The following is a 26,970-nucleotide window of genomic DNA, read 5'->3' on the forward strand; positions in this document are numbered from 1 at the left end:
GTACCCCCGGTGAGCCCGGCCAGCCCGGTCAGCCCGGCCAGCCCGGTCAGCCTGGTGAGCCCGGCCAGCCCGGTCAGCCTGGTCAGCCTGGTCAGCCTGGTCAGCCCGGTCAGCCTGGTCAGCCCGGTCAGCCCGGTCAGCCTGGTACCCCCGGTGAGCCCGGCCAGCCCGGTCAGCCTGGTACCCCCGGTGAGCCCGGCCAGCCCGGTCAGCCTGGTACCCCCGATCCCAGCCTCCCCGATAACAACAAGGGTGGTGGCGACTGGAACATCGGTGGCGGCGGCTACTACGAAGGTGACTTCAACCTCAACGGTCACTACCAAGGTGGCTGGGACTTTGGCGCAACCGTTCCCGGATGGGGCCAGTGGGACAACGGCGGTGACGACTGCTTCCAAGGCGGCGGTAATTTTTTTCAGGTAACTCCTGGGGAAAATAATGCCGTAACGCCCGCACCTAACGGTCACGGCGGTCTTGGTTGGGTAGGCGATAACGCTACTCCTAACACCCCAGGTAATGCTGGAAATACGCCCGCACCTAACGGTCACGGCGGTTTGGGTCAGACTGGCGATACCCCGCAGTCGGTAGCTCCTGACACCACTGGTCAGGGCGGTCTCGGTCAGGTTGGTGGCAACACCACCACCGAAACTGGACAGGCTACCGGAAGCGAAAGCCAGGGTGCACAGTTCGGTCAGCTGAGCGAGAGCTACACTCGCACTTCTGAAGGCGAAATCCTCCAGGAGCAGCAGCGTCATCAAGATCATGGCGGACTGGGCCTGACTGCTGATAACGATTCCGACAACGGTCGGGGTGGTTTGGGTCAGACCGGTGACAACCGGGCTCCCCAGCGTCAGGGTACTGTGACCATCAGCAACGATGTCGATATTGACCTCAACGCTGGCGCGGTATCCCGCGGTAGCGAGGCCGTGAACACCAATGCTTCTGAAGATGTTAATGGTGGCGGCGCCGGTCTTGTTGGCAACGGTTCTGAGAATAACAATGGTGGCGGCGCTGGCCTCGTCGGCAATGCTCCCAATGTTAATGGCGGTGGCGCCGGTCTCGTTGGCGATAACGGCAACGGCGGTTCCGCACAGGTGAACGGCGGCGGCAACGCAGCTGTTAACCAGGCCACTCAGGCAGACAACGGTAGCTCCGCGAGCTCCCAGAAGTCAGGAAGCTTGGCACACACCGGTGTCAGTGGCGTTCTGTTCGCCGCTGGGCTGGGTCTGCTCTCCCTGATGACCGGACTTGTGGTTCTGTTGACTCGCCGCAACAAGGCCTAATTAACGACGAATTGTCGTTATAGAGGTTACAAATTCGGGGTGGGTATCTCTCTCATGAGGTATCCACCCCGTTTTTGTGCGTAAAGGCGGTTATTGCCTAGATGGGGGCAGTGTACATACAGCTTTCGAAGTGGCGTAGCACGTATGAGAGATGTAGTATTAGAGCTTGATTAGAAAAATTTAGGCATCATTAGAAATACTTCAGGATGCCGTAACGGCGTTTCTTCAGAGGATACGTACATAAGATCTTCCGGCTTAGATATTGAGGGAACACCATAAGAAAGCTGATGGCTGTGTGACACCCGCATATCTGGGAAGTTTCAGAATAGAGAGAAAACAATGGCACAAACTTCACAACAGTCTTCGCCAGCATCGGATGCGAGTGATGTTGCCGCAGATACTGATCTGAAACGCGGTCTTTCTGCACGTCATATGCAGATGATCGCCATCGGCGGCGCTATCGGCACCGGTCTGTTTGTTGCATCCGGCAAAACTATCTCTACCGCCGGGCCGGGCGGCGCTATCGTTGCTTACGGGCTGATCGGTATTATGGTGCTGTTCCTCATGCAGTCTCTGGGTGAGATGGCAGCGCATCTGCCCGTCCCAGGTTCGTTTCAAACCTACGCAACACGTTACGTTTCATCATCCTTCGGGTTTGCCATGGGGTGGAACTACTGGTTTAACTGGGCAATCACCGTCGCGGCCGAGCTTGTAGCGGTCGGGGAAGTGATGAAGTATTGGCTTCCTGAAACTCCCTCGTGGGTGTGGGCGGGCATCTTCTTAGTTCTCTTGACGGGGCTTAATGCTCTTTCTGCCAAAGCCTACGGTGAGGGCGAATTCTGGCTTGCCACTATTAAGGTGGTCACCGTTATCGTGTTCTTAATTGCGGGAATTGCGATGATCTTCGGGGTTCTCGGAGGCGCATCACCGGGTACTTCAAACTGGACCACGGGCGAAGCTCCTTTTGTAGGCGGGCCCGTCGCTATTTTCGCTATCTTCATGGTCGCCGGGTTCTCTTTCCAGGGTACCGAGATGATCGGTATTGCCGCCGGAGAATCCAAGAACCCCCGTCGCGATGTGCCGCGCGCACTCACCAGCGTATTCTGGCGCATCATGCTGTTCTATATCGGTGCCATGGTGGTTATAGGATTCCTTATTCCTTACACCGATCCGAATCTGCTCACCGCAGCCGAAGGCGATATTAACATTTCTCCCTTCACCCTTATCTTTGAACGCGCTGGTATTGCCTTCGCCGCTGCAGCGATGAACGCCGTGATTCTTACCGCCGTGCTCTCTGCAGGTAACTCGGGCCTCTATGTCTCGGCACGCATGTTGTTCTCACTCGCGCAGGAGGGTAAAGCCCCCAAGATTTTCACGAAGGTCAATAAGGGGGGCGTGCCGATGCCCGCTCTCATGGCAACTTCCGCCGTGGGAGCTATCGGATTTATCGCCTCCGTTATTTCGCCGGATGCGGCCTACCTGTGGCTAGTCAATGTTTCGGGTCTAGCCGGTTTCATTACCTGGGTTGGTATCGCGGTGGCACACTATAGGTTCCGCCGTGCATATATGCGGCAGGGGCATAACCTTAACGACCTTCCCTATACGGCGCCCTTCTTCCCGGTGGGGCCGATTATTGCCTTCATTATGTGTCTGCTGGTGATCGGTGGGCAGAATTACGAGGCGATCCTTGCGGGAGACTGGGTGGGCGTGATGAGCTCATATATAGGCCTGCCGGTCTTTGTGGCAGTTTGGGCTATTCACGCTATCGTAACCCGCGACCGTTTGATTCCGCTGGAACAGGTGGATGTCTCGGGCCTTGAGGTTAAAACGAGCAAGTAATTTCGGCGAACGGAATTATCAATAAAAAGACCGCCGGAGGAATATCGTGAGGTATTCCCCGGCGGGTTTTATTGCTATAAAATCACATTTTGATAAAGAGTTTCACGGTAAACTATTATGCGGTAGTACCATTTTTAACGGTATATATGTTTTAACTCCGTGGGTAAATATAAAGATATAATAAAGTTTGCCCGAAATGCTTTACCTCCGTGTTGTGAGCAGGGTATGTTTGTAAAGACATAGAACGTTCACTATTGTGAACCTTCTCTTATGTACGATATGAAGCTTCCTGACCTTTGGTTCGTGCATGCGTAGGTTTACGATCGGTTAAGCCTCATGTGAGCGCTCTATGAGAATACCCCGTAAGGTATCGTCGGGGATGTATAGATTCGTTTGAAGCACTCACTGTTTTCAGGGGATGTGCCCTCTGGGAAAAAGCACAGACATGAATGCTCAAGCTAGGATAAGACCCCCGTAGCGTGTTTAGGGTAGAGGCACGGCGGGGGTCTAAGCCTGCCCGTGCAGGAATTGATGTGAACGCACTAAAACTGGGGATTTAGACGCGGCAGTATTTTCTTTTGATGATGAAAATTTTTATATATACTCCACAATAAAATTAGAAAATACTTTCGTCCGGAAAATATCATATATATAGAGCATGTAGTCATACATCGATAATATACATATCCTGGCGGGCCACCTATCTTAACGTTAGGTGTACCAGACAGATTCTCCGGCGTAGGATTGGCACTATGGATATAGTTATTAAGCGCATATATGAAGAGCCTTCCCCGGATGACGGATACCGGGTACTCGTTGATAGGCTTTGGCCGCGCGGAGTCTCAAAAGATAAGGCTCATCTTGATGAATGGGCGAAGGACTTAGCTCCTTCGACGGAGGCTCGCCGAGATTTTGGGCATAAACCAGAGAATTTTGAATCCTTCAAACAACGCTATCTGAACGAGCTTGACAGTAATTCAGAGGTGTACCCCGAGCTTGAGCGTATGGTTGCGGGTGCGCAGAAGCTCCAGTCCTCTCGCGTTACGCTTTTGTACGGCGCTAAGAGCCCTACCTGCAACCACGCGGTCATTCTGCGTGATTACCTCATAGACCGGCTGAAGAGCCTCTGAAATTTTGGCTGATACGCGCTGTACATAAGCTACTGTAGAAAGATGGTTGATGAACATTCAGCAATTGATACGGCACAGAGAATTGTGCATGTTTCTGCAGTGGTAATCCGCAATCACGCCGGGCACGTACTGACCGTGCGTAAAGCCGCCTCACATGGGTTTATGATGCCCGGAGGTAAACCCGATGCGGGGGAGAGCCCCTTGTATACGGCGGTGCGTGAGGTTACTGAAGAGCTGGGATTTGCGCCGGATCCTGCCCAGATGGTGTACCTTGGCAAGTTTGACGCCCCCGCCCTGAACGAAAGCGGATTCGTGGTACGTGCCGAAACTTTTGAATATATGCCGCATCCGCAAGAGGAAAAGATACTTGAGCAGCTGAGCCCGCATGCCGAAATTGCTGAATTACGTTGGGTAGACCCCGCAGCGGACTATACCGATCAGGCACCTCTGAACACTGAGTGTATATTCCCGCTTATCTGCAGAATAAGTCCTGGCGAAACGCCATCGGTGCCGCTGTGAATCCGCTGAAAATATGCGCGATATGAGCGATAAGGCTTGCGCTCGGCTGCGCGGGGGCGGTAGGGTGCATAGGGATAAATCACCCGTAAAAATTTTACGTTGACGCACGCGTTCCGCGCACCGTCGCGTGTATGAACGCATCCGATGAAAGAAGCAGAACATGAGAGATAGTTTTAACCTTGCCGTGTATTGCGGCGCTACTATGGGCAATGACCCCGATTTTGCCGCCTGCGCCCGTGAGTTGGGAACCCTATGCGCAAAACGTGGCGTGGGGGTAGTTTATGGAGGCGGACGCACCGGTCTGATGGGAACCGTCGCGGGCGCGACCCTGGATGCGGGCGGCAAAGTCTACGGCGTGGTCACCCACCAGCTCGTGGAGTGGGAGGGTGTGTACCCCGGGCAGACAACCCTCGATATTGTCGATACCATGCATCAGCGTAAGATCGCCATGATTAATAAGGCCGACGCCTTCGTTGCGATGCCCGGCGGCCCCGGAACCTTGGAAGAATTCTTCGAGGTTTTCAGCTGGCAATTCCTCAAGATTCACACGAAGCCTGTGGCGCTCCTGAATGTTAATGGGTACTGGGATAAGCTCGTTGAGGCGATGCAATATATGGCCAGCACCGAGCTTTTGCGCCCTTCATACCTGGAACGTTTGATTGTTGTTGACACTCCCGAAGAACTTATGAAGGTTCTTGGGAAATAGCCCGTTGAAGTTCTGGAGAACCTAGCCTTTTACATGCCCGTAGCCTGAGCGCTGCGGGCGTTTTTGCATCACCCGTCGGTTAGGTCGTGGACGCGTCTAGTTTTTACCGCGCGCCCTGCTCAGAAGCGAAGAAAGCGGCAGAATATGCACAATAATCCATACGGGCGTGAGCGTCATCATCAGCATATAGAGAACCCGAATCAGGGACTCCATGTGAGGGTCTTCTGAGAGCATGCCCAGATAGACCGTCAACCCCAGTACCACGCCGGTGGTGAGTATCAAATAGAGTAATGCCCACAGCACTTCGGAGCGGCTGGCGTGCCCGCGACCGAGCGTATAGAAGCGGTAAAACCGCCCCACCGCCTGAAGGAACGAAGCACCTTCTAACGCCTGCGCGGGTTCACGAACAGCGGCTAGCGCCTCCTGCTCATCATCAACGCCGATTTCGCGCAGGGCATCGGGGGTATCCTGGAGAAGAAAAACGGGTTCTTCTTTGTGACGGTGTGTGCGTGCCATACCTCTAGGGTACCCGACGACGTGTAAAGGACAACGATGACAAAGACCCTTCTCATCACCTATTTCGGCCCGTTTCCCGGCGTGAGCGTGAACCCGAGCGGGGTAACAGCGCGGCAGGTAGCTGATGTACTCGCCAACGAATCTGCGGTACGGGTTATAACCCGTGAGGTTCCGGTGAGCTATACAGGGTCTTCAGAGGCTTTAGGAGAGATGCTGACCGATATTCGCCCGGATGCGGTGCTCAGCCTGGGCGTGGCAGTCGGGCGGGATAAGGTGAGCTTTGAGAAGGTCGCCATCAACCTGGACTCCGCCGATATTGAGGATAATGACGGTGTGGTGCGTGTGGATGAGGCGATCGCCCCGGATGGACGCGAAGCGTATTTTTCGACCCTGCCTGTGCGGGCAAGCTATGAGCGTTTGCGCGGTGTGGGGCTACCGGTTGAGATTTCGTACACCGCCGGAACCTATGTGTGCAACCACGTATTTTATGAGGCACACCGTATTCTGGAACTCCAGGGGCGGCGGATTCCTGCGGGGTTTGTGCATATTCCCGCCACGCGAGTCGATCACGAACCTGCTGACGCACAGACAACGCTCACTGCGCATGCCGATGCTGGGGGAGTAGAGAGCGAATCGGTGCCGACTCTGCCTGAGGCAGTGGTTGCGCGCATCGTGGCGGAGCTGGTGCGCGACACCCTCAAGGTTATGTAGGCTCATTCATGCCGTAGAACTGGGAAGACGAACGAAAGCGGCGGTTAAAACGCGGTGCCCCCGATGAGAGATTCATCGGGAGCACAGCGCATATTAGCCTAGGGCACTGCTACTTGCGGTGCTTAAGGTAGTAGTCGATCAGGGATGCGGTCGAAGAATCCTGGCGTGCCAGAACCTCGCGGTCGCCCTTGATAGCGGGCACCAGATCGAGCGCCAGCTTCTTGCCGAGTTCGACGCCCCACTGGTCGAAGGAATCGATACCCCACACGATACCCTGCACAAAGGTGATGTGCTCATAGAGGGCAATCAGCTCGCCCAACACACGCGGGGTCAGGCGGGAGGCCATGATAGAGGTCGAAGGACGGTTGCCGCTGAAGATACGGGCGTTTACCACATGCTCGGCGGTACCTTCGGCGCGTACCTCATCCTCGGTCTTGCCGAAGGCAAGCGCCTGAGTCTGTGCAAAGAAGTTTGCGAGGAAGAGCTCGTGCACATCCTGCTCGCCATCCTTGGTGGGGTGAGCCGGGTTGGCGAAGGCCAGGAAGTCCGCAGGGATAAGGCGGGTGCCCTGGTGGAGCAGCTGGTAGAAAGCGTGCTGACCGTTGGTGCCGGGCTCGCCCCAGAAAACCTCGCCCGTGGAGTAGTCCACGAAGGAACCGTCGGCGCGTACGGATTTGCCGTTGGACTCCATGGTGAGCTGCTGCAGATAGGCGGGGAAACGGTGCAGATATTGGTCGTAGGGGAGAACCGCATGGGTTTCGGCACCCAAGAAGTTCACGTACCATACGTTAAGCAAGCCCATGAGTACGGGCACGTTCTTTTCAAAGGGGGCGGTGCGGAAGTGCTCGTCCATGGCGTGGAAGCCCGCGAGGAATTCCTCGAAAACCTTCGGGCCGAAGACGATTGCCAGCGAGGTGCCGATCGCCGAGTCTACGGAGTAGCGACCGCCAACCCAGTCCCAGAAACCAAAAGCATTTTCGGGGTCAATGCCGAAGGCAGCAACCTTATCGAGCGCGGTTGAAACGGCGATAAAGTGCTTAGCCACGGCTTCCTCTGCGGTTTTTCCCTGCAGGGCGTTCGCCTCGCCAAGCGCGGTGAGCAGCCAATCGCGTGCCACACGAGCGTTGGTCAGGGTTTCTAGGGTACCGAAGGTCTTCGAAGCGACGATGAACAGAGTAGTTTCGGGGTTAAGATCAGAAACTTTTTCGGCAACATCGGTCGGGTCGATATTTGAGATGAACCGTGCGGAAATCCCGGCATCGGCGTAAGGCTTAAGCGCCTCGTACACCATCACGGGACCAAGGTCAGAACCGCCAATACCAATATTCACCACGGTCTCGATGCGCTTGCCGCTCACACCGGTCCACTCGCCTGAACGCACACGATCGGCAAAAGCGTAGATCTTGTTCAGAACGGCGTGAACATCGCTATCGACATCCTGCCCATCAACAACGAGGGCGGGGGAGTAGCCTTTGGGGCGGCGCAGCGCGGTGTGCAGAACCGCGCGGTCCTCGGTCACGTTAATGTGTTCGCCAGTGAACATAGCATCGCGGCGTTCGGCGAGGTTCACCTCTTCGGCGAGTTTGAGCAAAAGCTGCACGGTCTCTTCGGTGACGAGGTTCTTCGAGAGGTCTACGTGCAGGTCTGCGGCATCAAAACTAAGTTTCTGGGCGCGGGAAGGATCCTGCTCGAACCAGGCTCGCAGATTCGGAGTGAGCGATGCTTTGTGCTGGGTTAGTGCTGACCACGCGCTGGTGGTCGTCGGGTTCGTAATAGTCATGGTTCTTATTTTCTCTCTTTCAACCCGGTGATGTCACCTTCATACAGGCGTTTACCTGAAGGTTTTGCGCGTTCTTGCGCTTTTGGTGACCACAACGTTTGGGTGCGGCACATAATTCCCGCCAGGCATTATCTAATGAACGGCGCGCATTGGAAGAGAACCTTTACGAACCCTCAGGATGCCCTTAAGAGTTAGCAAATCGTCCTCTAAATGCACACGAAAATATGCATACATTTGGGAAAATACCGGTGATAGACTGGGAGAGTTTTCATGAGCCTGTCCTAGGTATCCGGTAATGTGGGCATGAGCGGGCAGGCTTTCGCACGGCGTGCGTGGAAATTCTCGACGACGCGGCGCATTATGAAAACTCACTCACGACTACCATATTCACTCCAGGATATTTTTATGCCTATAAACCCGCTGCGGGGAATTCGTGTACCCGTTGCAGAGCACACCCCGCCGTATGAATCGTTTCTGGAATCTCGCGGATTCCGCCCCGAAATTCAGGGTTTGCGCGCCTTCGCCGTGCTTCTCGTGATGCTTTACCATGTGTGGATTGGCAAAGTTTCCGGTGGTGTGGATGTTTTCCTCTTCATTTCGGCTTTCTTGCTTTCGCTCTCGTTCATGCGGAAAATCAACGAGGGCAAAGCGCTGAACCTACTGGCCTACTGGACTCATGTGTTCGCGCGCCTGTTACCTGCCGCAGCCGTGGTGATCGTGCTGACTCTTGCGGCTTCCTTAGCTATCTTGCCAGCGCTGTATTGGAACGCGCGCGCCGTTGATGCCCAAGCCTCGCTGTTTTACTACCAGAACTGGAACCTGGCGAATGGTGCGGTCAATTATTTTGCTCAGGGTATAAGCGATAAATCGCCCTTCCAGCATTTCTGGTCGCTCTCGATTCAGGGACAAATTTTCCTGCTCTGGCCGGTACTTTTCGCGGTGGCTGCGTTTCTTGTGCATCGGGTACGTTTCAAGCCCGTACCCGCGGCGGTAACGGTATTCGGCACTGTATTCATGACCTCGTTTGCTTTCTCAATCTGGGAGACAAAGCAGATTTCCGCCTACGCATATTTTGATCCCCGCACCCGCCTGTGGGAGTTTGCGATTGGTACCCTGCTTGCGGTGATGACGCTGAAATGGAAGCCTCGCCATGTGAGAACCCGCGTGGTGATGGGATGGGTGGGCGCCCTGGGACTAGTAACCTGCGGCGCTGTTTTACCGGTTGAACGAACCTTCCCCGGCTACCTGGCGCTGTGGCCCGTGCTCTCCGGCGCGCTGGTGATGATCGCCGGGCGTACCGACCATAAATTCGCGATCGACCGTCTGCTAGTCTCCACGCCGCTGCAAAGCTTGGGCAATATTTCTTACGCCCTGTACCTGGTGCACTGGCCCCTGCTCGTGCTCTACAGTGCTGCGGTTAATAAACCTCGCGTGAATTTTCTGGAAGGCACGGTGATTATCGCCGTTTCAATCGGTTTGGCATGGGTTTTGAGCACCTATATCGAGAAGCCGCTGCGCAGCCGATCCAGCGTATTTCTTGATAAAACGGTCTCGAAACTGCGCGTGACCACGATTTTCACCCCCACTCTCTGGGTGAATCAGCTCGCCTATGTACTCGTGATTCTGCTGGTGATCGGAGCGCCCGTTCTGAGCGTTCGCGCCTGGGCACAGCAACGCGATATAACCGTGATCCAGAATACTGAAGAGCTAGTGAAAAATGATGAGGCAACATATCCAGGCGCCCGAGCAGTCGGCACGGACCAAATGTCGCGCGTATCAAAGCCTATTCCGCAGGATATCCCCATCTACGGCATGCTCGCTGACTGGGGAGGGGATGCCCCGCACCCTTTACCCCCGTGCATGAATCTCTGAATACATCCTGCGCCGTCAAACAGAACGGGGACGATTCGGCACCGCTCACCATTGTTGTTGGCAGCTCGCACGCATTACAGATGACGGCTGCGTTCGAGCCTATCGCCCAGCGCACCGGCACCAATCAGATGAACCTTCTAGAGACAGGATGCCCCTACCCGTTCGCAGCCCCCGAGGGCTACCTCAACGACCGTAAGAAACGCTGCATAGCGTTCTCACAGAACGCCACGGAAGAAATTCTGCGCCTTAAGCCGACGACCGTAGTGATTATCGCAACCACAACCGACACAAGCGCTGACGCCGAGACCGCAGACCCCAACCTCGACGAAACCCTGCGCGTCTTCACCGATGCGGGCATCCAGGTGATCGGTCTGCGCGATAACCCGCGATTTGCCCAAGATATGTATGTGTGCGCAATTAGGGCTCAGGGGGATAAGAGCAGCTGTTCTGAACCCATTGAGCAGAAATATGGTGATAATCCCGCCGCACCAATTTTCGAGAAATATGCAGACCGTGGAGCCTATCTGCTCGATTTGAAGGATATCTACTGCCCTGACGGTCTATGCCGCTCGGTTATCGGCAACGTATATGTGTACGCGGATACTAACCACCTCACCAAAGCCTTCGAACATACCCTCGCAGAGACAATATATGAGCGTGCCCTCGCCGCAGGCTGGAAGCCGGAAGGATACCCAGGGTCATAACTCTCAGGCCGCCGGGCTAGTGAATAGACTGCAGAGATACGCTCTCGCTTATGCCAGATGAGCAGGCGTATCACGTGCGCAGACAACGAGTTGGTGGTTTTAGGTATATTTTTCAGACCGCATGGGCACAGGAGCGAAGACCGCATGCGGTAGAGTGGAAACTATGAGCGTGCAGCAGAATCTTTACCTGGTTATTTCTCGACGTGGAGAAACCCTTATAAACCGTGACGGAACCGTTCATTACCTGCCCGAAGCGCCACAAAACACCATCATCGAAACCAGCCTGGAACCTAAATTTAGAAAGCCCTCCGACCGGGAAGGCACCGATTATTGTGCAGCCTACCTGGAGGATGAAGAACTGCTCGCGCTCGCAGAAGATCTCTCCCGCGCTAACGCGGATGCGCCCATCACCGCATCGCAGAACGGGTTCCGCTTCTACCCCGTGCACAAAGACTCCGCCGGGCGAGCCCGCTACGCCGCCGCCCTTGCCAAGCGCGACTACCTTCTTGAAATGGAGTATTCCGCGTATTCGGGAGATCCCGCCCTGATCGACAGGGAACGCCAGGTGCGGCGCACCGCATCCGGCGAGCTCGTATTCCCGCGCATCGAACCGGCGGTTATGGCGCTCGTCCTCAGCCGCGACGGCGAACGGGTACTCTTGGCGAATAATCGGCTCTGGCACGAAAACCGCTTCGCCCTCATCGCCGGGTTCGTGGACCCCGGCGAGAACCTCGAACAGGCAGTAGCCCGCGAAGTCTACGAAGAAACCGGGCTGCAGGCTCTCAACCTTGACTACCGCATGAGCGATGTATGGCCCTTCCCGCGCTCGCTCATGATCTGCTACCGGGTGACGGTCGATGACACCCAGCCCGTGGAACATCTAGACGGAGAAATCCGGGCCGCACGCTGGTTCACCGCGCCCGAGTTGGCGCAGGCTATCGCCGAATCTGAAGCTATACGCCAGAAACAGGGAGTGCCCAAACTGGAGCTGCCCGGCACGAATGCGGTTGCCCGCCGCATGCTGGATGACTGGCTGCACGAGAAAAATGCCGGGCGCTGAGTCGAAGCCGACTAAAACCTGCACTCAAGACAAACTAGGGCAAGTGGTACACTAGATAGGTAAGCCCGAGACAGAGGCGCGTTTTGGCGCGCCCGCATGAGAACGCTCGGGCATGCAGCACTGATATCCGCGTCGCGTATCTAAGCTCACGCACCTAACGCGGCGTGCCCCTAGTATTCCCTAGATTTAAGCGAGAAAAATTACGCATGTCTGAAAACACCGCTTCGCGCCCTGATTTGCGCAACGTGGCGATCGTGGCACACGTTGACCACGGCAAAACCACCATCGTGGATGCGATGCTCAAGCAGACCCACGCGTTCTCGGCGCACGCAGACGTCGAAGACCGCGTGATGGACTCCGGCGACCTTGAAAAGGAAAAAGGCATTACCATCCTCGCGAAGAACACCACCGTGTTCTACGATGGACCCTCCGCGAACGGTGAAACCATCACCATTAACGTGATTGATACCCCCGGACACGCCGACTTCGGCGGCGAAGTCGAACGCGGCTTGTCTATGGTCGATGGCGTGGTGCTGCTCGTGGACGCCTCCGAAGGTCCGCTGCCGCAGACCCGCTTCGTGCTGCGCAAGGCACTCGCCGCGAAGCTGCCCGTCATTTTGGTGGTGAACAAGGTGGACCGCTCGGATGCGCGCATCGACGAGGTCGTCAGCGAAACCATGGATTTGCTGCTCGGCTTGGCATCGGACCTGTCCGAGGAGGTGCCCGACCTTGACCTCGACAGCGTGCTCGATGTGCCGGTCGTCTATGCTTCCGGCAAAGCCGGTGCCGCATCGCTGAACCAACCCGCCGACGGCGCCCTGCCCGATAATGACGATTTGGAACCGCTGTTTAAGACCATTATCGAGCATGTGCCCGCCCCCACCTACAACCCTGATGAGGTGCTGCAGGCGCATGTGACCAACCTTGACTCTTCGCCGTTCCTGGGCCGTCTGGCGCTCGTGCGTATCTTCAACGGCACCCTCAAGAAAGGGCAGACCGTCGCTTGGGCACGTCAAGATGGCGATATTAAGAACGTGCGTATCTCCGAGCTGTTGGCAACCAAGGCGCTCGAACGTGTTCCCGCCGAAGAAGCAGGCCCCGGCGAAATCGTGGCGGTCGCCGGTATCGAAGACATTACCATTGGTGAAACCCTGACCGATGCCGAAAACCCCAAGCCTCTGCCGCTTATTAAGGTGGACGACCCGGCGATCTCCATGACCATCGGTATTAACACCTCTCCGATGGCGGGCCGGGTCAAGGGCGCGAAGGTGACCGCACGCCAGGTCAAGGACCGTCTTGACCGCGAGCTTATCGGTAACGTCTCCATCAAGGTTCTGCCCACCCAGCGCCCGGATGCTTGGGAAGTTCAGGGCCGCGGCGAACTCGCCCTCGCTATTTTGGTGGAGCAGATGCGCCGCGAGGGCTTCGAACTGACCGTGGGTAAACCGCAGGTAGTCACCAAAACCATCGACGGCAAACTGTACGAGCCGATGGAACACATGATTATTGATGTGCCCGAAGAGCACCTGGGTGCCGTAACCCAGCTGATGGCGGCACGTAAGGGGCGCATGGAGAACATGTCGAACCATGGCACCGGCTGGGTGCGCATGGAATTCGCGGTACCCGCGCGCGGCCTGATCGGCTTCCGCACTCAGTTCCTCACCGAAACCCGCGGCGCCGGTATCTCGTCGTCGTACTCGATAGACCCCGAACCCTGGGCTGGCGATATTGAGTACCGCACCAACGGTTCGATGATCGCCGACCGTGCCGGTGTGGTTACCCCTTACGCCATGATTAACCTGCAGGAACGCGGCACCTTCTTCGTGGAACCGACCTCCGAAGTATACGAGGGTATGGTCGTGGGCATGAACTCCCGTGCGGACGATATGGAAGTGAATATCACCAAGGAAAAGAAGCTGACCAATATGCGTTCCTCCACCGCAGACAGCTTCGAAAACCTGACCCCGCCCAAGAAACTCACGCTGGAAGAATGCCTCGAATTCGCCCGCGAAGACGAATGCGTGGAGGTCACCCCCGAAGCTATTCGCATCCGCAAGGTTATTCTGGATGCGAACGAGCGCGTGCGTGAATTCCGCCGCCGTGCCCGCGCCAACTAGGGCACACAAGCATAGCTAACCGCCGGGAGCAGTACGGGCGTTTGTCGTCATGACAAGCCACGATAACCGTACCGCTCCCGGTTGTGGTTTAAGATATAGAAGAACTGTTCTTTGACAGAAGGTCACCTGACACTATGCCTGAAACTTCCGCGCCGCAGTACCCCGCCCAGGGGGAACACCTGATGAAAAACGCGAAACGCGACCTACTGCCGAGCGGCTACACGCCCTCCGAGGCAGTGATGTTGTTCGTACACGCGCATCCAGACGACGAGACCACGGCAACAGGCGCAACGATGGCGTACTACGCCAAGAAGGGTGCCAAGGTGCATTTGCTGACCCTCACCCGAGGCGAAATGGGAGAAGTCATTCCGCCGAAGCTGCAGCATCTTGAAGTGGGCAAACCCGGCAACAGCGACAACGGCGAGGCACTGGGGGAGTACCGAACCGTTGAGCTCAACAACGCGACGGCAAAGCTGGGTGTGCGCAAGCGTTTCTTCCTGGGAGAGGAACCCGCCACGGCGCCGGGCGCGCTCAACATCTACCGTGATTCCGGCATGGCGTGGGGCAAAGACGGTAAACCGGTGGCGAACCCGAAGGCGAGTGAAGATTCCTTGACCGCCCAGCCGATCGCCCCGCAGGCCGAGGCTATTGCTAATGCCATTCGCGATATTAAGCCCGATGTTCTGATCACCTATGACCTCGACGGTGGCTACGGGCACCCCGACCATGTGCGCACTCACCAGGCTGTGCTTGAAGCACTCAAAATCTTGGGCGATAGTAACGACCGCCCCATACTGACCTGGGGCATTGAAGGAGAATTCTCAGAGCAGGATGCGCGCCAACAATGCGCTATCACCGGCTCAGTCGAGGCCAAACGTGAAGCGATGAAAGCCCACGGAACGCAGATCGTGGTAACCGGGGACACCACCTTTGAATTCTCAAACAAGGTAGAGCAGAAAATTTCGGCGGTTGAAACCTACCGCCTGCTCGACGGTAACGCACAGCGCAAAATTCCCGAAACCCCCACGCAGGCAGGCATCGTATCGCTTCTGATAACTTGCATTCTTCTGGGAACCCTCGCAGGTATTGCGGGCTCAATCTACCACGCCTGGGTCATGTATACGGGCGAAACTCCGCTTCCTGTCGGGCTCGTGTTCGGCTTCGCCACCGTATTTTTTGCATCGCTGTGGGCTTCCCTCGCGCTATGTCGCGGCGGGGCAACGGTTATCACCGGTGCCTTCGCATTCCTGGTGATATATGCGCTTGCCTTTATGCGCCCGGATTCGCCCTTCGTACTGGTAAACCCGGACTACCCGCCGATTGGTTTATACGGCACACTATGGCTTTTGGGTACGCCCGTTATCTCTCTGCTTGCCTTTTTCGTCTTTACCCGTACCAAAGAAGGAAACGCCTTCTATAACACCCCGCGGCAGGTCCATTTGCGCCATCGCAGGGCCGAAGAGAAAGCGCGCCGAGCTCAAACGCTTAATAATTCTTCGCGCACTGCACCATAAGCTGTGATGAAGCTAAAGAATGACATAGAGGCGTCACGAAAAATGTTGTGATGAATATAACTTTCAAGAGTATTTATTTTAATTTCTTGGCTTTGACTAGGGTAAATAATATTTGCTCGCAGGAAAGCCTAGCCTAAAAAATACCGGCTAAGGGTCGTATTATGGCTGTCTGCTACGACACGAAAATCTGCTTAAATGCCCTGTGCAAGCTAGACTTATACACAGACTTCCACGAGGTCATAACCCTCGTGATAACGTGCGCCGGACGACGACCCTGCAGGATTACAGGGCAGGCACACGCTGCTAGGTTTAGAAAGGCACCCATGACTTACGTAATTGCACTGCCCTGCGTAGACGTGAAAGATCGCGCCTGCGTTGAGGAATGCCCCGTTGACTGCATCTACGAGGGTGACCGCACACTGTATATCCACCCCGATGAATGCGTGGACTGCGGAGCCTGCGAACCCGTTTGCCCCGTCGAGGCTATCTACTATGAAGATGACGTACCCGAAGAATGGTCCGAATACATTACCGCCAACGCCGAATTCTTCGACGACCTCGGCTCACCCGGCGGCGCCGCAAAGATGGGACCAACCGGTAAAGACGTCCCCTTCATCGCCGCCCTTCCGCCGCAGGGGGAGTAGCTGGCGCATTCGGCGCACCCTTACGTTGAAAACTTAAGACAGGCTAAAGCCCCCGAATCTCGCACGCTGGGAACGGGGGCTTTGCCGTACCCTCAGCACTCAAACGCGCGATACAATGACTACGCACGAAAGAACAGCCGGTATCTGCCGGTTTACAACGCCGCACAAGGAGAACCATGCGTGCCTACGGTCTAGATCTACCCGAATACCCCTGGGAAACCCTTATTCCCTACCGCAAACTTGCTGCCGAACATCCGGGTGGGACTATAGACCTCTCCATCGGCACCCCGGTCGATGACACCCCGCAGCTGATTCAGGATGCGCTCACCGCCGCATCCGACGCCCCCGGATACCCGACCACGCACGGAACTGTTGAACTGCGCCAAGCGATCGTGGACTGGTTTGCACGCTGCCGCGGGGTCACCGGGCTAAGCACCGACCAGGTGATGCCTACGGTTGGTTCCAAAGAACTTGTGGCGTGGCTTCCGTTTCTACTGGGACTAGGAACTGACCCCGGCACTCAAGAGCGCGATGTGGTGGTTTACCCACGCGTGGCGTACCCAACCTACGATATAGGGGCGCGCTTCGCTGGCGCGCAGTCCGTGCCCGCAGATTCGCTTGATGAGCTGCCCGAAGATGTGCGCAGGCGTGTGCGGTTGGTGTGGGTGAACTCGCCCGCCAACCCGAACGGCGTGGTGCGTGATGTTGCTGAGCTTCGCGAGATTGTGCGGCAGGCACGCGATATCGGTGCCGTGGTAGCCAGCGACGAATGCTATGCGGAACTCGGCTGGGGCGCGTGGGATGAAGCTCGCGGCGGTCAGCGGGTGCCCTCTATTCTTGATCCCCGCGTATGCGACGGCGACTTTACCGGGCTTTTCGCCGCATATTCGCTCTCAAAACAGTCGAACCTGGCGGGGTACCGTGCCGCGTTTATTGCGGGTGATGCGCAGCTTATGCCTAACCTTATCAACTCCCGCAAGCACGCCGGGATGATTGTTCCCGCACCCGTGCAGCGTGCGCTGATTGCTGCCTTGGGAGATGAAGCCCATGTGGCGGCGCAGAAAAATAAGTACCGCGCGCGCCGGGAAGAGCTTCTCGCAGCTATTACCGCCGCAGGCGGGCGCGTCGAAAACTCTGAGGCTGGGCTGTACCTGTGGACCACTTTCGGTGAGGATACGTGGGCATCTATCGAACGTTTGGCCAAGCTGGGAATCGTTGCGGGACCGGGGGTCTTCTACGGTGAAGACGGCGCCGGGTATGTGCGTATCGCGCTGACCGCATCCGATGAGGATATTGCGAAGGCATCCGAGCGTCTTACGGCGAGCGCTGGGATAGGAAATGCCGTAAGAGAATAAATACCGCCTGAGAAACAAAGATACCCGGAACCCCCAGTGCAGGAAGTTCCGGGCATCTTTTATACCGGATGCGCGCCTCCGATTATTTGCGTTTGCCGGGGAGCAAGAACATCTGGAGGGTGGGCGGATTCGGGTTATCGACCTCGCCGGGAACCAGATCCACCTTGCGAACCTTCGAGGAAGTACGTGAGGCGAGGAACGAGGACAGCCAGGTTGCCAGCGCCGTGAGCGCGAAGTTCACGATGACGAAGAGCGCCGCCGCCAACAGAAGGGTCTGCAGCACGTTGCCGTCACCCGAGCCGATGCGTCGTGCGGATGCCAGCAGCTCGGGGTAGGAAATAATGTACCCGAGCGCGGTGTCCTTGAGAATCACCACGAACTGGCTGAGCATCGAAGGCATCATGGCGTTGAAAGCCTGCGGCATAAGAATCGTGCGGAGGGTCTGACCGGGGGTCAGGCCGATTGCTAGACCCGCCTCACCCTGACCGCGCGGCAGCTGTTTGACACCCGAACGCAGCAGCTCTGCAATCACGGATCCGTTATAGAAGGTCAAACCGATCACGACCGCAAGGAACGGCAGCTGTGAGGGGTTAATCCAGCTGAACCGGCTGAGGAACAGCCAGAAGAAAATCATCATCATCAGCACCGGAACGGCACGGAAGAACTCAACCACAATGGTGCCGAACCAACGAAGCACGCGGTTCTGCGCCAGGCGTGCCATGCCGAAGATAACACCGAAAGCGATAGAGGTAATTACCGAAATACCCGCCGCCTGCAGGGTTGAAACCAGACCGGGCAGGTAGTAGGAACCCCAAGCTTTTGCGGTGAAGAGATCGGTCCATTTTTCTGCCTCAAGCTGGCCCTTAGCGCCCATCACGCTCAGCACATAGACAGCGAACGCGATAAAAACCAGAATCGCCGCGATATTGAAGACACGGGTGCGAGCCTTCGCACGGGGGCCGGGAGCATCGAAGAGGACAGTGGTGCTTGTGGTTACATCAGAATTAAAGAATTTCATCGCTTCACCGCCAATTTACGTGAGGACCAGGTGGTCAAGATACCTAGAGGCACCACAATCGCCACGAATCCCAGCGCGAAGATCAGGAAGATCGCCAGCACCATGTTCGCATCGAACTCAATCATGGACTTCATCATGCCTGAGGCTTCGGCAACGGATGCTACCGATGCGACCGTCGTGTTCTTCGCCAATGCAATGAGCGTATTGCCCAGCGGAGTGATGGAGCCGCGCAACGCCTGCGGAAAAATAATCATGCGCGCAGTATCCATAAAGCCGAGGCCGATGGCACGAGCCGCCTCCGCCTGACCGGTGGGAACCGTGTTCACACCCGAACGGATTGCCTCACACACAAAAGATGCGTGATAGATCGACAGCACGATCACGGCGTACACGAAGAAGTTTGTCTCAAAATCGGTCGAGAACGACAGCTGAAACTGTGTCCACACGCCCAGCAACGCTAGAGTCATCAGAATCGTCAGCGGGGTATTGCGGAATAAGTGCACATAGATCGTACCCGCCCAGCGCAGCGAGGGGACCGGGCTGATACGCATCAGCGCTAGGATCGCACCGAGTACGAAAGACCCGATCGCGGCCCAGAACGTTAGCTGAATATTCACCCAGAACGCGCCCAACACATCGTATTTGGCGAAGAGAGCGCCGAGTTGGTCAAAGAATGACATCGTTTTCCTCTCTTCCGTGCCTAAGCGCAGGACGCCGAAGGCTTTGGCGGATTCTTTTCGGTGTTGTAGCTGTAGCCGGTGCCGTCCGTGTGCTTCTTCACCAGGTTCTCCCAGGTGCCGTCTTCTACCATCTCGTTAATAGCCTTATTGATGGCTTCACACTTATCGGTACCCTTAGGCAGACCAACACCGTACTTCTCAGTGGTGAATGTTTTGCCAACCAGCTTGAGTTTGCCCTTATTCGCCTTGGTCGCGGCAAGACCCGCAAGAATAATATCGTCGGTCGTAACCGCATCTACCACGCCGCCGTTAAGTGCGACCACGCAGTCCGAGTAGCTATTCTGCTTCACCAGGTTCACGTTTTTGGCGTAGGTATCCTGAATCTTTTTGGCGCTGGTCGAACCGGTCACCGAGCATAGGTTCTTTCCGTTCAGGCTATCGGGCCCGGTAATGCTCGTTTCATCGGCGCGCACGAGCAAATCCTGCCCGGCAACGTAGTACGGACCAGCAAAATCAACACTCTTCTTACGGCTGTCGCTAATGGAATAGGTCGCCAGAATCATATCGACCTGACCGTTGGAAAGCATATTCTCACGGTTAGCACTGGGGGACTCTACGAACTCGATCTGGTCCTCCGAATAGCCGAGCTTACCAGCAATGTAGCGTGCCACATCTACGTCAAAACCGGTGTAATCCTGCCCGTCCTGGTAGCCCAAGCCAGGCTGATCGTACTTAATGCCGATGCGAATCTTAGGTTTAGAGTCCGAGGCGCTGGAGCACCCGGTCAACGTGAAACCGAGGGCAAGCGCAGCTGCTGTACTCGCGGCGAAAAACTTGGTGGCGGCGCGGTTAAAGAATGATTTTTTCATGGCACACCCCCTAGTGGTCGATGATCTTGGAGAGGAAGTCGCGGGCGCGCTCGCTCTTGGGTTTGGTGAAGAATTCATCCGGAGTGGCTTCTTCAACAATCTCGCCGTCCGCCAAGAAGACGATGCGGTCGGCGGCCTTACGGGCGAATCCCATCTCGTGGGTTACGACGATCATGGTCATGCCGTCGCGGGCGAGGGAGACCATGGTATCGAGCACTTCGTTCACCATCTCGGGGTCAAGTGCACTGGTGGGCTCGTCAAAAAGCATGACCTTGGGTTTCATCGCGAGGGCGCGGGCGATGGCGACGCGCTGCTGCTGACCGCCGGAAAGCTGGGCAGGCATTTTTTCTGCCTGGGAATCTACCCCGACCTTGGCGAGAAGTTCCATAGCTTCGGCTTCGGCCTGCTCTTTGGAGAGTTTGCGGATGCGGCGTGGGCCTAGCGTCACGTTATCAAGGATGGTTTTGTGCGCAAAGAGGTTGAAGGACTGGAATACCATACCTACTTCTGCGCGCAGCTTGGCGAGCTCGCGACCTTCTTTGGGCAGTTCTTTTCCATCGATATGTATAGAGCCTGAGGAAGTAGTTTCGAGGCGGTTGATGGTTCGGCAGAGGGTTGATTTGCCGGAACCGGAAGGGCCGAGAAGGATAATAACTTCGCCTTTATTGACCGCTAAATTGATGTTCTTGAGCACGTGGTTGGTGCCGTAATATTTATTGACCTCGTTGAGCTCTACGAGTGGTTTTTCTGCGGGTGCAGATGCCTGTGTCACGGTGATAACCCTTTCATGTGAGATGCATCTATGACGTGGGTTTCATAAAACGAATGAGATTCTAGCTTACGTCAGGTTTGTAACGGGTATGTAACAGCTGCCGGGTTTTCTGTAAAAATTATTGAAAAATTTATCTTCTGTGCATAGTTATAGTTTTGGTGACTCGAAATAGAAGCCATATAAAAGCAATAAATACCATGTAAATATATGAAACTCACGCAATACCGTATGTTGTTTTTATTGTACTTCAGGTGTACTTACGTAGAGTTAAAAATATAAAAGCCGGGTGCCTTATGCAAACTTATGCATAAGGCACCCGGCTTAGGAACCTCTCAGTGAGGCAGTTGGCTAGGCGTCGTACCCATTCGGGTTATTTTTCTGCCAGTTCCAGTGATCGCGCACCATAGTGTCAATATCTCGGGATGCGCTCCACCCCAGATCAGCAAGCGCCGAGGAAGGATCGGCATAGGAAACGGCAACATCGCCGGGGCGGCGTGCCACGATCTTATAGGGCAACTCTTTACCGCAGGCTTTCTCGAAGGCATGCAGCACCTCAAGCACCGAGTAGCCGTTCCCGGTACCCAGGTTCCAGGTGTGCAGACCACCGTGCTCGCTAATGTAATCCAGCGCCTTAAGGTGACCATCGGCAAGATCGACGACGTGAATGTAATCGCGCACACCGGTGCCATCGACGGTGGGGTAGTCGTTGCCGAACACGTTCAGATGCTCGCGGCGGCCGACTGCAACCTGAGCGATAAATGGCACCAAGTTGTTGGGAATACCCGAGGGATCCTCACCGATACGCCCGGATTCATGCGCACCCACGGGGTTGAAGTAGCGCAGCAGAGCGATATTCCAACGGTCATCGGAAGCTGCCAAGTCTACGAGCATGTCTTCAATATGCTCCTTGGTGCGGCCGTAGCATGACTGTGCATCCATATTCAGCTTCTCAATGAGCGGCATGGATTCGGGCTCGCCGTACACGGTTGCGGACGATGAGAACACGATAGAACGGCAGTCTGCGGCATCCATGGCGTAGAGCAAGTTCAGGGTACCGGCGACATTTGTCTGGTAGTACCATAGCGGCTTCTCGGCGGATTCACCCACGGCCTTCAATCCTGCGAAGTGGATAACTGCATCCGGGCGGATCTCGAGGAAGAGTTTCTTCATGCCCTCAAAATCCAGCAGATCAACCTTATGGAACTCGGGTGCGCGACCGGCGAGCTCGGCAACACGCTGTAGCGAAGTTTCAGAAGAATTCGACAGGTTATCCATGACGACAACCTCGTGTCCGGCATTGAGGAGTTCAAGAACGGTGTGAGAACCAATGTAACCGGCGCCACCGGTGACGAGAACCTTCATCATTGTCCTTTCGCGGAAGGCGCGAGGCTTTGCCCGTGCTTCCTCATGGTGTGTGGGTGAGTGTTCACCCCGTGATAACGTCGCTTAATATAGTAGCCCGCCCACGATGCGCGTGCCGGATTTTCCGTGGCCTGTGAGGCTGTGTTGTGTATGTCTTAACGGTATGCTGACCTGGAGGTTCTTCGCGTATTTCACGTTTGAAAACCATCTGTACCACTTAGCCCTGATCCGCGTGACTTTTGGAATACTTTTTATGCCGAAAAGCCGCCCACCGGTTGAACATGTGAGACCAATAGGCGACTTTTCGTGTGAAAAATTTAGGGGAGCGGCATTAGTTCAGGTGCAGCGCATCGTTGAGTTCCACGGTGTTCTTGGCACGCGGCAGAACCTCGATTGCACCCGAGACCGAATTGCGGCGGAACAGTAGGTTTGAGACCCCAGAAAGCTCGGCGGCTTTGACCACGCGCGGTTCCTCGCCCGGAATGAGCACGCTCACGCGCGACCCGGCGGTCACGTACAGACCGGCTTCCACCACACAGTCGTCGCCGAGCGCGATGCCGATCCCCGACTCCGCACCCAGCAGGGAACGTTCACCAATCGAGACGCGCTGCGTGCCGCCGCCGGAGAGCGTGCCCATCGTAGAAGCACCGCCGCCCACATCGGAACCGTCGCCCACCACAACGCCTTGGGAAATGCGACCCTCAACCATCGACGTACCCAAGGTGCCCGCATTGAAATTCACGAAGCCCTCGTGCATGACTGTGGTGCCGGGGCTCAGATGCGCACCCAGACGCAGGCGGTCGCCGTCGCCCACACGCACCCCGGCGGGAACCACATAATCCACTAGGCGCGGGAACTTATCGATATGGCTCACGCTCAGGTGCCCGAGCTTACGAAGCCCCAGCGCAAGTTTCTGAAACTCGCTGGCGAGTACCGGCCCGTGATTCGTCCACGCCACGTTTGCCAGCTTGCCGAACAGTCCGTCCAGATTGATGCTGTTCGGGCGTACCAGCGTATGCGAAAGTAAGTGCAGGCGCAGGTAGGCATCGACCGCATCCTCGGGGGCCTCATCCAGGTTGATGGAGGCAGTGCGCACCTCAGTACGGGCGTTACGTTCGGGGTGGTCGGCGACGAGCGCATCCAGCTCATCGGCGAGAGAAAGGTCGGGGGTCTGGGTTAGCGCGGGAGCGGGGAACCAGGCATCGAGTACGGTCCCAGCCTCATTCCCGGCGGCCACGACATTCACCAGCGCGACACCGGAAGCATAACGTGATTCGGAAGATAGGTTTTCAGACATGCCCACCATTATAGATGTGCTATCGGGCGCCGTATAGGGAAAACGCACGGCCTCCCACGGGTTGAAATGCTAGGGTTGAACACGAAGACTGTTGCGCAACTACGGAAGACCCCTTGATGACCATTTCGCTTGATCTGAACGTTTCGATGCCCGAACTCACCCGCACGCTCCTTGATATTTATTCGGTCTCCGGGGAAGAAAAAACTATTGCAGACGCCGTTTATGAATCCCTCAGTGCATATCCGCATCTGCATCTCACCCGTGATGGTGACGCTATGATAGCCCGTACCGAATTTGGCCCCCGCAACGGTGAGGAACGCACGCGCATTTTGCTGGCTGGTCACCTGGATACCGTACCTCTGCCCAAGGTTGCGGGATCGCTCGGAACCGTACCCGCAAGCATTGTTGAAGATAACGGGGACTGGATTCTCTACGGGCGCGGTGCCACCGATATGAAGGGCGGCGTTGCGGTGCAGCTCAAATTGGCGGCAGAACTGGGCGAGCACGATACCGACTACAACCTCACCTACGTGTTCTACGATCATGAGGAAGTCGCCAGCGAACTTTCCGGCATGGCGCGGCTCATTCGCAACCACGGTGAACTTCTGACTGACGCTGATTTTGGTGTGCTCTTGGAACCCACCGACGGCACTATTGAGGGCGGATGCAATGGTACGATGCGTTTCTACCTGCGCACCGCCGGGCTCGCGGCGCACTCCGGGCGTGCCTGGAAGGGTGAAAACGCGATCCACAAACTTGCTGGGGCGCTGCGTGTTCTGGAGGAATACGAGCCGCAAACTTACAAGGTTGAGGGGCTAGCGTACCGTGAAGGGCTCAACGCCGTTCAGGTTTCCGGGGGAGTCGCCGGGAACGTTATTCCCGATGCTGCCGCCCTGCACATTAACTACAGGTTTGCCCCGAATAAGACCCTGGATGAGGCAAAAGCGCACGTTACTGAAATTTTCGACGGCTATGAGCTCGACTTCGTAGACCTTTCTCCGGCGGCGCGGCCCGGATTAGATACCCCGCTGGCGGCATCACTTATCGCGGCTGTCGGGCAGGAACCCAAACCCAAATACGGGTGGACAGACGTGGCACGGCTCAGCGAGATCGGTATTCCTGCGGTGAATTTTGGTCCCGGCGATGCGCTCCTTGCTCACACCGACAACGAGCACGTGAGCTTCAGCGCGCTTACCCGCTGCTATACCGATCTGCTTTTTTGGCTGCATACCGAAGTCGACGAAGACTAGCCGATAAACCCCGCACCGATGCAAATACGCGCTTTAATATCTGTGCCAGCCGGGCAGGTAGGCTAGACTGAACAGATAGAGTAAATCTATGAGCCGCGATGCGCCGCCCACCCGCTGGATGCGTTATTGTATGCAGGCAACGGCGATCAGCAGCTACTTTGGGAACGCCTTAAGAAACGTACGTGTTTCCTAGGGCAGGCGTATCTGAGGGCTCATAGGATCCGTGAACCGAACCTGAACTGAAAAGGTATCCCATGAACATCCTGATCACGCTTCTGGCGGTGGTGGTTCTGATCCTCACCCTGCTGGGAACTTTTGGTCTCACCAGCCAGCGACTATACCCCGGCAAGAAGTTAGCGGCCTATATCGCTCGGGATGGACTAGACGTGTTCGCGGATAAAACAGCACCTCGGGAGTCCGTAAGCGACGAAAGTACCTTGACCTCATCACCGGTTCTACCCCAACATTCCCGATGAACAATCCCTCTGATAAAACTCCCCAGCAGCACACCACCGTGCCCTCTATTCCCTGGAGCTCAGCGAACAAACCGGTGTCACAGACTAAGCCTGCCAGCACATCCAGCCGAGATGAGGATAAAAACCCCTCAAAAACTTCTACCCTCAATGCCGATATCACATGGTTGTATATAGCATCGGGGGAGCGTTTGCGCCGTATGGGCGATGCCTTTCTAAGACTTCCCGCTTGGCTGCAAGTCATGCTCGTTTACGCTTTCAGCCGCGTCTGGGGATTCATTATTTTTTCTGTGGTTGGCAACCAACAGCTGCTCGGTCCCTGGGGTCAGCATCTGGGGTACCTTCCCTTCATTAGCACCTGGGATTCCAGCTGGTATGGGCAGATTGCGCAATCCGGGTACCCGAGTAAGCTGCCCTATGATTCCACCGGAGCGGTGGCGCAAAATCCCTGGGCATTTTACCCGCTATTCCCCCTGATCGCTGGCGGTATTAACCGGATCACAGGGATCGGTTACTATCCAGTAGCGGCTACAGTGGCGCTCTTGGCTGGGTTCGCTGCCGCATGGGTTATCTACCTGCTCTTCACCACGAGCCTGAATATTGTGGGTTACCGAGACCAATCGCATGGCGAAAAGGTATCTGAGGCAGCGTCGAGCACCGAAGACTCGAAGGATGTAAAAACTTCACGGCACAATCTGGCGCTCTGGGCGGTTGCGGCGGTAGCGTTTCTGCCGGTTGCCCCGGTGCTGCAAGTGCCCTATGCCGAATCCTTAAACCTCGTATTCCTCGTTTGGGTTCTACTGCTGATGATGCGCAAGCAGTATCTGCTCATGATGCCCGTCGCGCTCCTGGCATGCTTGTCTCGCCCGGTTGGGGTGCCCTTGGGTGCCACCGCCGGGCTATGGTGGTTCGCCTGCCTGATTACAGAGGCTAAGGCACAGCAGCAACGCCGTCAGCGCGGCGAAGACCAAGAAAGGTTCGAGAGCGTTTTCTTACGCAGCCTGCCGCAGCTTGGCAGTGCCCTTTTCATCTGCTTCTGCGCGCTCATTTGGCCAATCTATGCCTGGCAAATAACCGGTCGTATTGACGCCTACACCGCCACCGAAACCGCCTGGCGCCAGGGCGATCTTGCACCCGTGGCACCCTGGATTTCTCAGGGTATAGCATACTTCGGGTACTTCACGATCCTCCTTTTCCCGCTCCTGATTGTGGGGTATGCAGCCTTTCTGGCAAGCCCGCTCGTGAAACGGGTTCTCGCAAGTCCCATCATCCTCTGGTGCGCATGTTATGGCGCCTATCTACTGATTTTCCTCAACCCACAGTCTTCAACTTTCCGGCTGCTTCTGCCCCTCTTTCCACTCATGCTTCCCATCGTGGCGATATCCTCTTCGCGCGCCTACCGGTGGCTGCTGATTGGGTCCGGGGCTCTTCTGCAGCTTGTCTGGGTGGGCTGGCTGTGGCATTGGAAGCAACTACCGGGCGGCGGGGACTACCCGCCCTAA

General features: G+C 56.2%; 23 protein-coding genes and 1 pseudogene. 16 read left to right on the plus strand and 8 right to left on the minus strand.

The annotated features are described in order from the left end of the window. The 5 genes and pseudogenes from HMPREF2554_RS04540 to HMPREF2554_RS04560 all read left to right on the plus strand — a co-directional run. Positions 1-1,280 (plus strand): annotated as a pseudogene (locus HMPREF2554_RS04540) (hypothetical protein); the annotation flags it as partial. 339 nt (positions 1,281-1,619) lie between these two features. Beyond that, positions 1,620-3,119 carry an amino acid permease gene (locus tag HMPREF2554_RS04545; RefSeq protein ID WP_013397499.1) on the plus strand — a complete coding sequence of 500 codons (1,500 nt, stop codon included), beginning with the start codon at positions 1,620-1,622 and terminating at the stop codon, positions 3,117-3,119. Positions 3,120-3,871: 752 nt separating this feature from the next. Further along, the gene (locus HMPREF2554_RS04550) at positions 3,872-4,249 is read left to right on the plus strand and encodes a DUF488 domain-containing protein (RefSeq protein WP_004005141.1); all 378 of its coding nucleotides are present in this window, start codon (positions 3,872-3,874) and stop codon (positions 4,247-4,249) included. 42 nt (positions 4,250-4,291) lie between these two features. Further along, positions 4,292-4,768, plus strand: a complete 477-nt coding sequence (locus HMPREF2554_RS04555) for an NUDIX hydrolase (RefSeq protein WP_013397498.1) — start codon at positions 4,292-4,294, stop codon at positions 4,766-4,768. 160 nt (positions 4,769-4,928) lie between these two features. After that, positions 4,929-5,474, plus strand: coding sequence for an LOG family protein (locus HMPREF2554_RS04560; RefSeq protein ID WP_004005139.1), 546 nt, complete (start codon positions 4,929-4,931; stop codon positions 5,472-5,474). 96 nt (positions 5,475-5,570) lie between these two features. Here HMPREF2554_RS04560 and HMPREF2554_RS04565 read toward each other — a convergent pair whose 3' ends face one another. Beyond that, entirely contained in the window at positions 5,571-5,990 is a 420-nt protein-coding gene (locus tag HMPREF2554_RS04565; RefSeq protein ID WP_013397497.1) for a hypothetical protein, read from the minus strand. 36 nt (positions 5,991-6,026) lie between these two features. On the opposite strand from HMPREF2554_RS04565, the gene HMPREF2554_RS04570 reads away from it, so the two are divergent. Beyond that, positions 6,027-6,701, plus strand: a complete 675-nt coding sequence (locus tag HMPREF2554_RS04570) for a pyroglutamyl-peptidase I (RefSeq protein WP_013397496.1) — start codon at positions 6,027-6,029, stop codon at positions 6,699-6,701. 109 nt (positions 6,702-6,810) lie between these two features. Here HMPREF2554_RS04570 and pgi read toward each other — a convergent pair whose 3' ends face one another. Further along, a complete protein-coding gene (pgi, locus tag HMPREF2554_RS04575) occupies positions 6,811-8,481 on the minus strand; it encodes a glucose-6-phosphate isomerase (protein WP_013397495.1) in 1,671 nt (556 codons plus the stop codon). Between the two features lie 405 nt (positions 8,482-8,886). On the opposite strand from pgi, the gene HMPREF2554_RS04580 reads away from it, so the two are divergent. From HMPREF2554_RS04580 to dapC, 7 genes are all read left to right on the plus strand, one after another. After that, positions 8,887-10,353: an acyltransferase family protein gene (locus tag HMPREF2554_RS04580; RefSeq protein ID WP_246826004.1), complete on the plus strand. Its 1,467-nt coding sequence runs from the start codon at positions 8,887-8,889 to the stop codon at positions 10,351-10,353. Then, entirely contained in the window at positions 10,338-11,057 is a 720-nt protein-coding gene (locus tag HMPREF2554_RS11765) for an SGNH hydrolase domain-containing protein (protein ID WP_013397493.1), read from the plus strand. The genes HMPREF2554_RS04580 and HMPREF2554_RS11765 overlap by 16 nt, the downstream gene beginning before the upstream one ends. A gap of 163 nt (positions 11,058-11,220) precedes the next feature. Next, the gene (locus HMPREF2554_RS04585; RefSeq protein ID WP_115333556.1) at positions 11,221-12,117 is read left to right on the plus strand and encodes an NUDIX domain-containing protein; all 897 of its coding nucleotides are present in this window, start codon (positions 11,221-11,223) and stop codon (positions 12,115-12,117) included. Positions 12,118-12,323: 206 nt separating this feature from the next. Beyond that, a complete protein-coding gene (gene typA, locus HMPREF2554_RS04590; protein WP_013397491.1) occupies positions 12,324-14,234 on the plus strand; it encodes a translational GTPase TypA in 1,911 nt (636 codons plus the stop codon). Positions 14,235-14,368: 134 nt separating this feature from the next. Further along, a complete protein-coding gene (locus HMPREF2554_RS04595; RefSeq protein ID WP_013397490.1) occupies positions 14,369-15,748 on the plus strand; it encodes a PIG-L family deacetylase in 1,380 nt (459 codons plus the stop codon). A gap of 323 nt (positions 15,749-16,071) precedes the next feature. Continuing rightward, positions 16,072-16,392, plus strand: a complete 321-nt coding sequence (fdxA, locus tag HMPREF2554_RS04600; protein WP_004005129.1) for a ferredoxin — start codon at positions 16,072-16,074, stop codon at positions 16,390-16,392. Between the two features lie 176 nt (positions 16,393-16,568). Further along, complete coding sequence (gene dapC, locus HMPREF2554_RS04605; RefSeq protein ID WP_013397488.1) at positions 16,569-17,747, plus strand: succinyldiaminopimelate transaminase; 1,179 nt, start codon at positions 16,569-16,571, stop codon at positions 17,745-17,747. 82 nt (positions 17,748-17,829) lie between these two features. Here dapC and HMPREF2554_RS04610 read toward each other — a convergent pair whose 3' ends face one another. The 6 genes from HMPREF2554_RS04610 to dapD all read right to left on the minus strand — a co-directional run bounded on the left by HMPREF2554_RS04610 (position 17,830) and on the right by dapD (position 23,754). Continuing rightward, positions 17,830-18,765, minus strand: a complete 936-nt coding sequence (locus HMPREF2554_RS04610) for an amino acid ABC transporter permease (protein ID WP_013397487.1) — start codon at positions 18,763-18,765, stop codon at positions 17,830-17,832. Continuing rightward, the gene (locus HMPREF2554_RS04615; RefSeq protein ID WP_004005126.1) at positions 18,762-19,445 is read right to left on the minus strand and encodes an amino acid ABC transporter permease; all 684 of its coding nucleotides are present in this window, start codon (positions 19,443-19,445) and stop codon (positions 18,762-18,764) included. Before HMPREF2554_RS04615 ends, HMPREF2554_RS04610 begins: the two co-directional genes overlap by 4 nt. Before the next feature lie 20 nt (positions 19,446-19,465). Beyond that, a complete protein-coding gene (locus HMPREF2554_RS04620) occupies positions 19,466-20,314 on the minus strand; it encodes a glutamate ABC transporter substrate-binding protein (RefSeq protein WP_004005124.1) in 849 nt (282 codons plus the stop codon). Between the two features lie 10 nt (positions 20,315-20,324). Further along, on the minus strand, positions 20,325-21,086 hold the full coding sequence (locus HMPREF2554_RS04625; protein ID WP_004005123.1) for an amino acid ABC transporter ATP-binding protein: 762 nt from the start codon (positions 21,084-21,086) through the stop codon (positions 20,325-20,327). A 348-nt stretch (positions 21,087-21,434) separates the two neighbouring features. Next, positions 21,435-22,448: a UDP-glucose 4-epimerase GalE gene (gene galE, locus HMPREF2554_RS04630; protein ID WP_037231082.1), complete on the minus strand. Its 1,014-nt coding sequence runs from the start codon at positions 22,446-22,448 to the stop codon at positions 21,435-21,437. A 331-nt stretch (positions 22,449-22,779) separates the two neighbouring features. Further along, positions 22,780-23,754: a 2,3,4,5-tetrahydropyridine-2,6-dicarboxylate N-succinyltransferase gene (gene dapD, locus HMPREF2554_RS04635; RefSeq protein WP_013397486.1), complete on the minus strand. Its 975-nt coding sequence runs from the start codon at positions 23,752-23,754 to the stop codon at positions 22,780-22,782. Positions 23,755-23,861: 107 nt separating this feature from the next. On the opposite strand from dapD, the gene dapE reads away from it, so the two are divergent. From dapE to HMPREF2554_RS04650, 3 genes are all read left to right on the plus strand, one after another. Beyond that, positions 23,862-24,995 (plus strand): succinyl-diaminopimelate desuccinylase, encoded by a 1,134-nt coding sequence (dapE, locus tag HMPREF2554_RS04640; RefSeq protein ID WP_013397485.1) that lies wholly within the window; start codon positions 23,862-23,864, stop codon positions 24,993-24,995. 254 nt (positions 24,996-25,249) lie between these two features. Then, complete coding sequence (locus HMPREF2554_RS04645) at positions 25,250-25,471, plus strand: hypothetical protein (RefSeq protein WP_013397484.1); 222 nt, start codon at positions 25,250-25,252, stop codon at positions 25,469-25,471. Continuing rightward, the gene (locus HMPREF2554_RS04650; protein ID WP_013397483.1) at positions 25,468-26,970 is read left to right on the plus strand and encodes a hypothetical protein; all 1,503 of its coding nucleotides are present in this window, start codon (positions 25,468-25,470) and stop codon (positions 26,968-26,970) included. The genes HMPREF2554_RS04645 and HMPREF2554_RS04650 overlap by 4 nt, the downstream gene beginning before the upstream one ends.

Origin of the sequence: Rothia sp. HMSC071F11 (genome assembly GCF_001809115.1) — a bacterium.
Lineage (GTDB): Bacteria > Actinomycetota > Actinomycetes > Actinomycetales > Micrococcaceae > Rothia > Rothia dentocariosa.

Bases quoted from the DNA above. Each gene is read 5' to 3' on its own strand.
- HMPREF2554_RS04545 (WP_013397499.1), top strand. From the start codon at position 1,620: ATGGCACAAACTTCACAACAGTCTTCGCCAGCATCGGATGCGAGTGAT.
- HMPREF2554_RS04550 (WP_004005141.1), top strand. From the start codon at position 3,872: ATGGATATAGTTATTAAGCGCATATATGAAGAGCCTTCCCCGGATGAC.
- HMPREF2554_RS04555 (WP_013397498.1), top strand. From the start codon at position 4,292: ATGGTTGATGAACATTCAGCAATTGATACGGCACAGAGAATTGTGCAT.
- HMPREF2554_RS04560 (WP_004005139.1), top strand. From the start codon at position 4,929: ATGAGAGATAGTTTTAACCTTGCCGTGTATTGCGGCGCTACTATGGGC.
- HMPREF2554_RS04565 (WP_013397497.1), bottom strand. From the start codon at position 5,990: ATGGCACGCACACACCGTCACAAAGAAGAACCCGTTTTTCTTCTCCAG.
- HMPREF2554_RS04570 (WP_013397496.1), top strand. From the start codon at position 6,027: ATGACAAAGACCCTTCTCATCACCTATTTCGGCCCGTTTCCCGGCGTG.
- pgi (WP_013397495.1), bottom strand. From the start codon at position 8,481: ATGACTATTACGAACCCGACGACCACCAGCGCGTGGTCAGCACTAACC.
- HMPREF2554_RS04580 (WP_246826004.1), top strand. From the start codon at position 8,887: ATGCCTATAAACCCGCTGCGGGGAATTCGTGTACCCGTTGCAGAGCAC.
- HMPREF2554_RS04585 (WP_115333556.1), top strand. From the start codon at position 11,221: ATGAGCGTGCAGCAGAATCTTTACCTGGTTATTTCTCGACGTGGAGAA.
- typA (WP_013397491.1), top strand. From the start codon at position 12,324: ATGTCTGAAAACACCGCTTCGCGCCCTGATTTGCGCAACGTGGCGATC.
- HMPREF2554_RS04595 (WP_013397490.1), top strand. From the start codon at position 14,369: ATGCCTGAAACTTCCGCGCCGCAGTACCCCGCCCAGGGGGAACACCTG.
- fdxA (WP_004005129.1), top strand. From the start codon at position 16,072: ATGACTTACGTAATTGCACTGCCCTGCGTAGACGTGAAAGATCGCGCC.
- dapC (WP_013397488.1), top strand. From the start codon at position 16,569: ATGCGTGCCTACGGTCTAGATCTACCCGAATACCCCTGGGAAACCCTT.
- HMPREF2554_RS04610 (WP_013397487.1), bottom strand. From the start codon at position 18,765: ATGAAATTCTTTAATTCTGATGTAACCACAAGCACCACTGTCCTCTTC.
- HMPREF2554_RS04615 (WP_004005126.1), bottom strand. From the start codon at position 19,445: ATGTCATTCTTTGACCAACTCGGCGCTCTCTTCGCCAAATACGATGTG.
- HMPREF2554_RS04620 (WP_004005124.1), bottom strand. From the start codon at position 20,314: ATGAAAAAATCATTCTTTAACCGCGCCGCCACCAAGTTTTTCGCCGCG.
- galE (WP_037231082.1), bottom strand. From the start codon at position 22,448: ATGAAGGTTCTCGTCACCGGTGGCGCCGGTTACATTGGTTCTCACACC.
- dapD (WP_013397486.1), bottom strand. From the start codon at position 23,754: ATGGTGGGCATGTCTGAAAACCTATCTTCCGAATCACGTTATGCTTCC.
- dapE (WP_013397485.1), top strand. From the start codon at position 23,862: ATGACCATTTCGCTTGATCTGAACGTTTCGATGCCCGAACTCACCCGC.
- HMPREF2554_RS04645 (WP_013397484.1), top strand. From the start codon at position 25,250: ATGAACATCCTGATCACGCTTCTGGCGGTGGTGGTTCTGATCCTCACC.
- HMPREF2554_RS04650 (WP_013397483.1), top strand. From the start codon at position 25,468: ATGAACAATCCCTCTGATAAAACTCCCCAGCAGCACACCACCGTGCCC.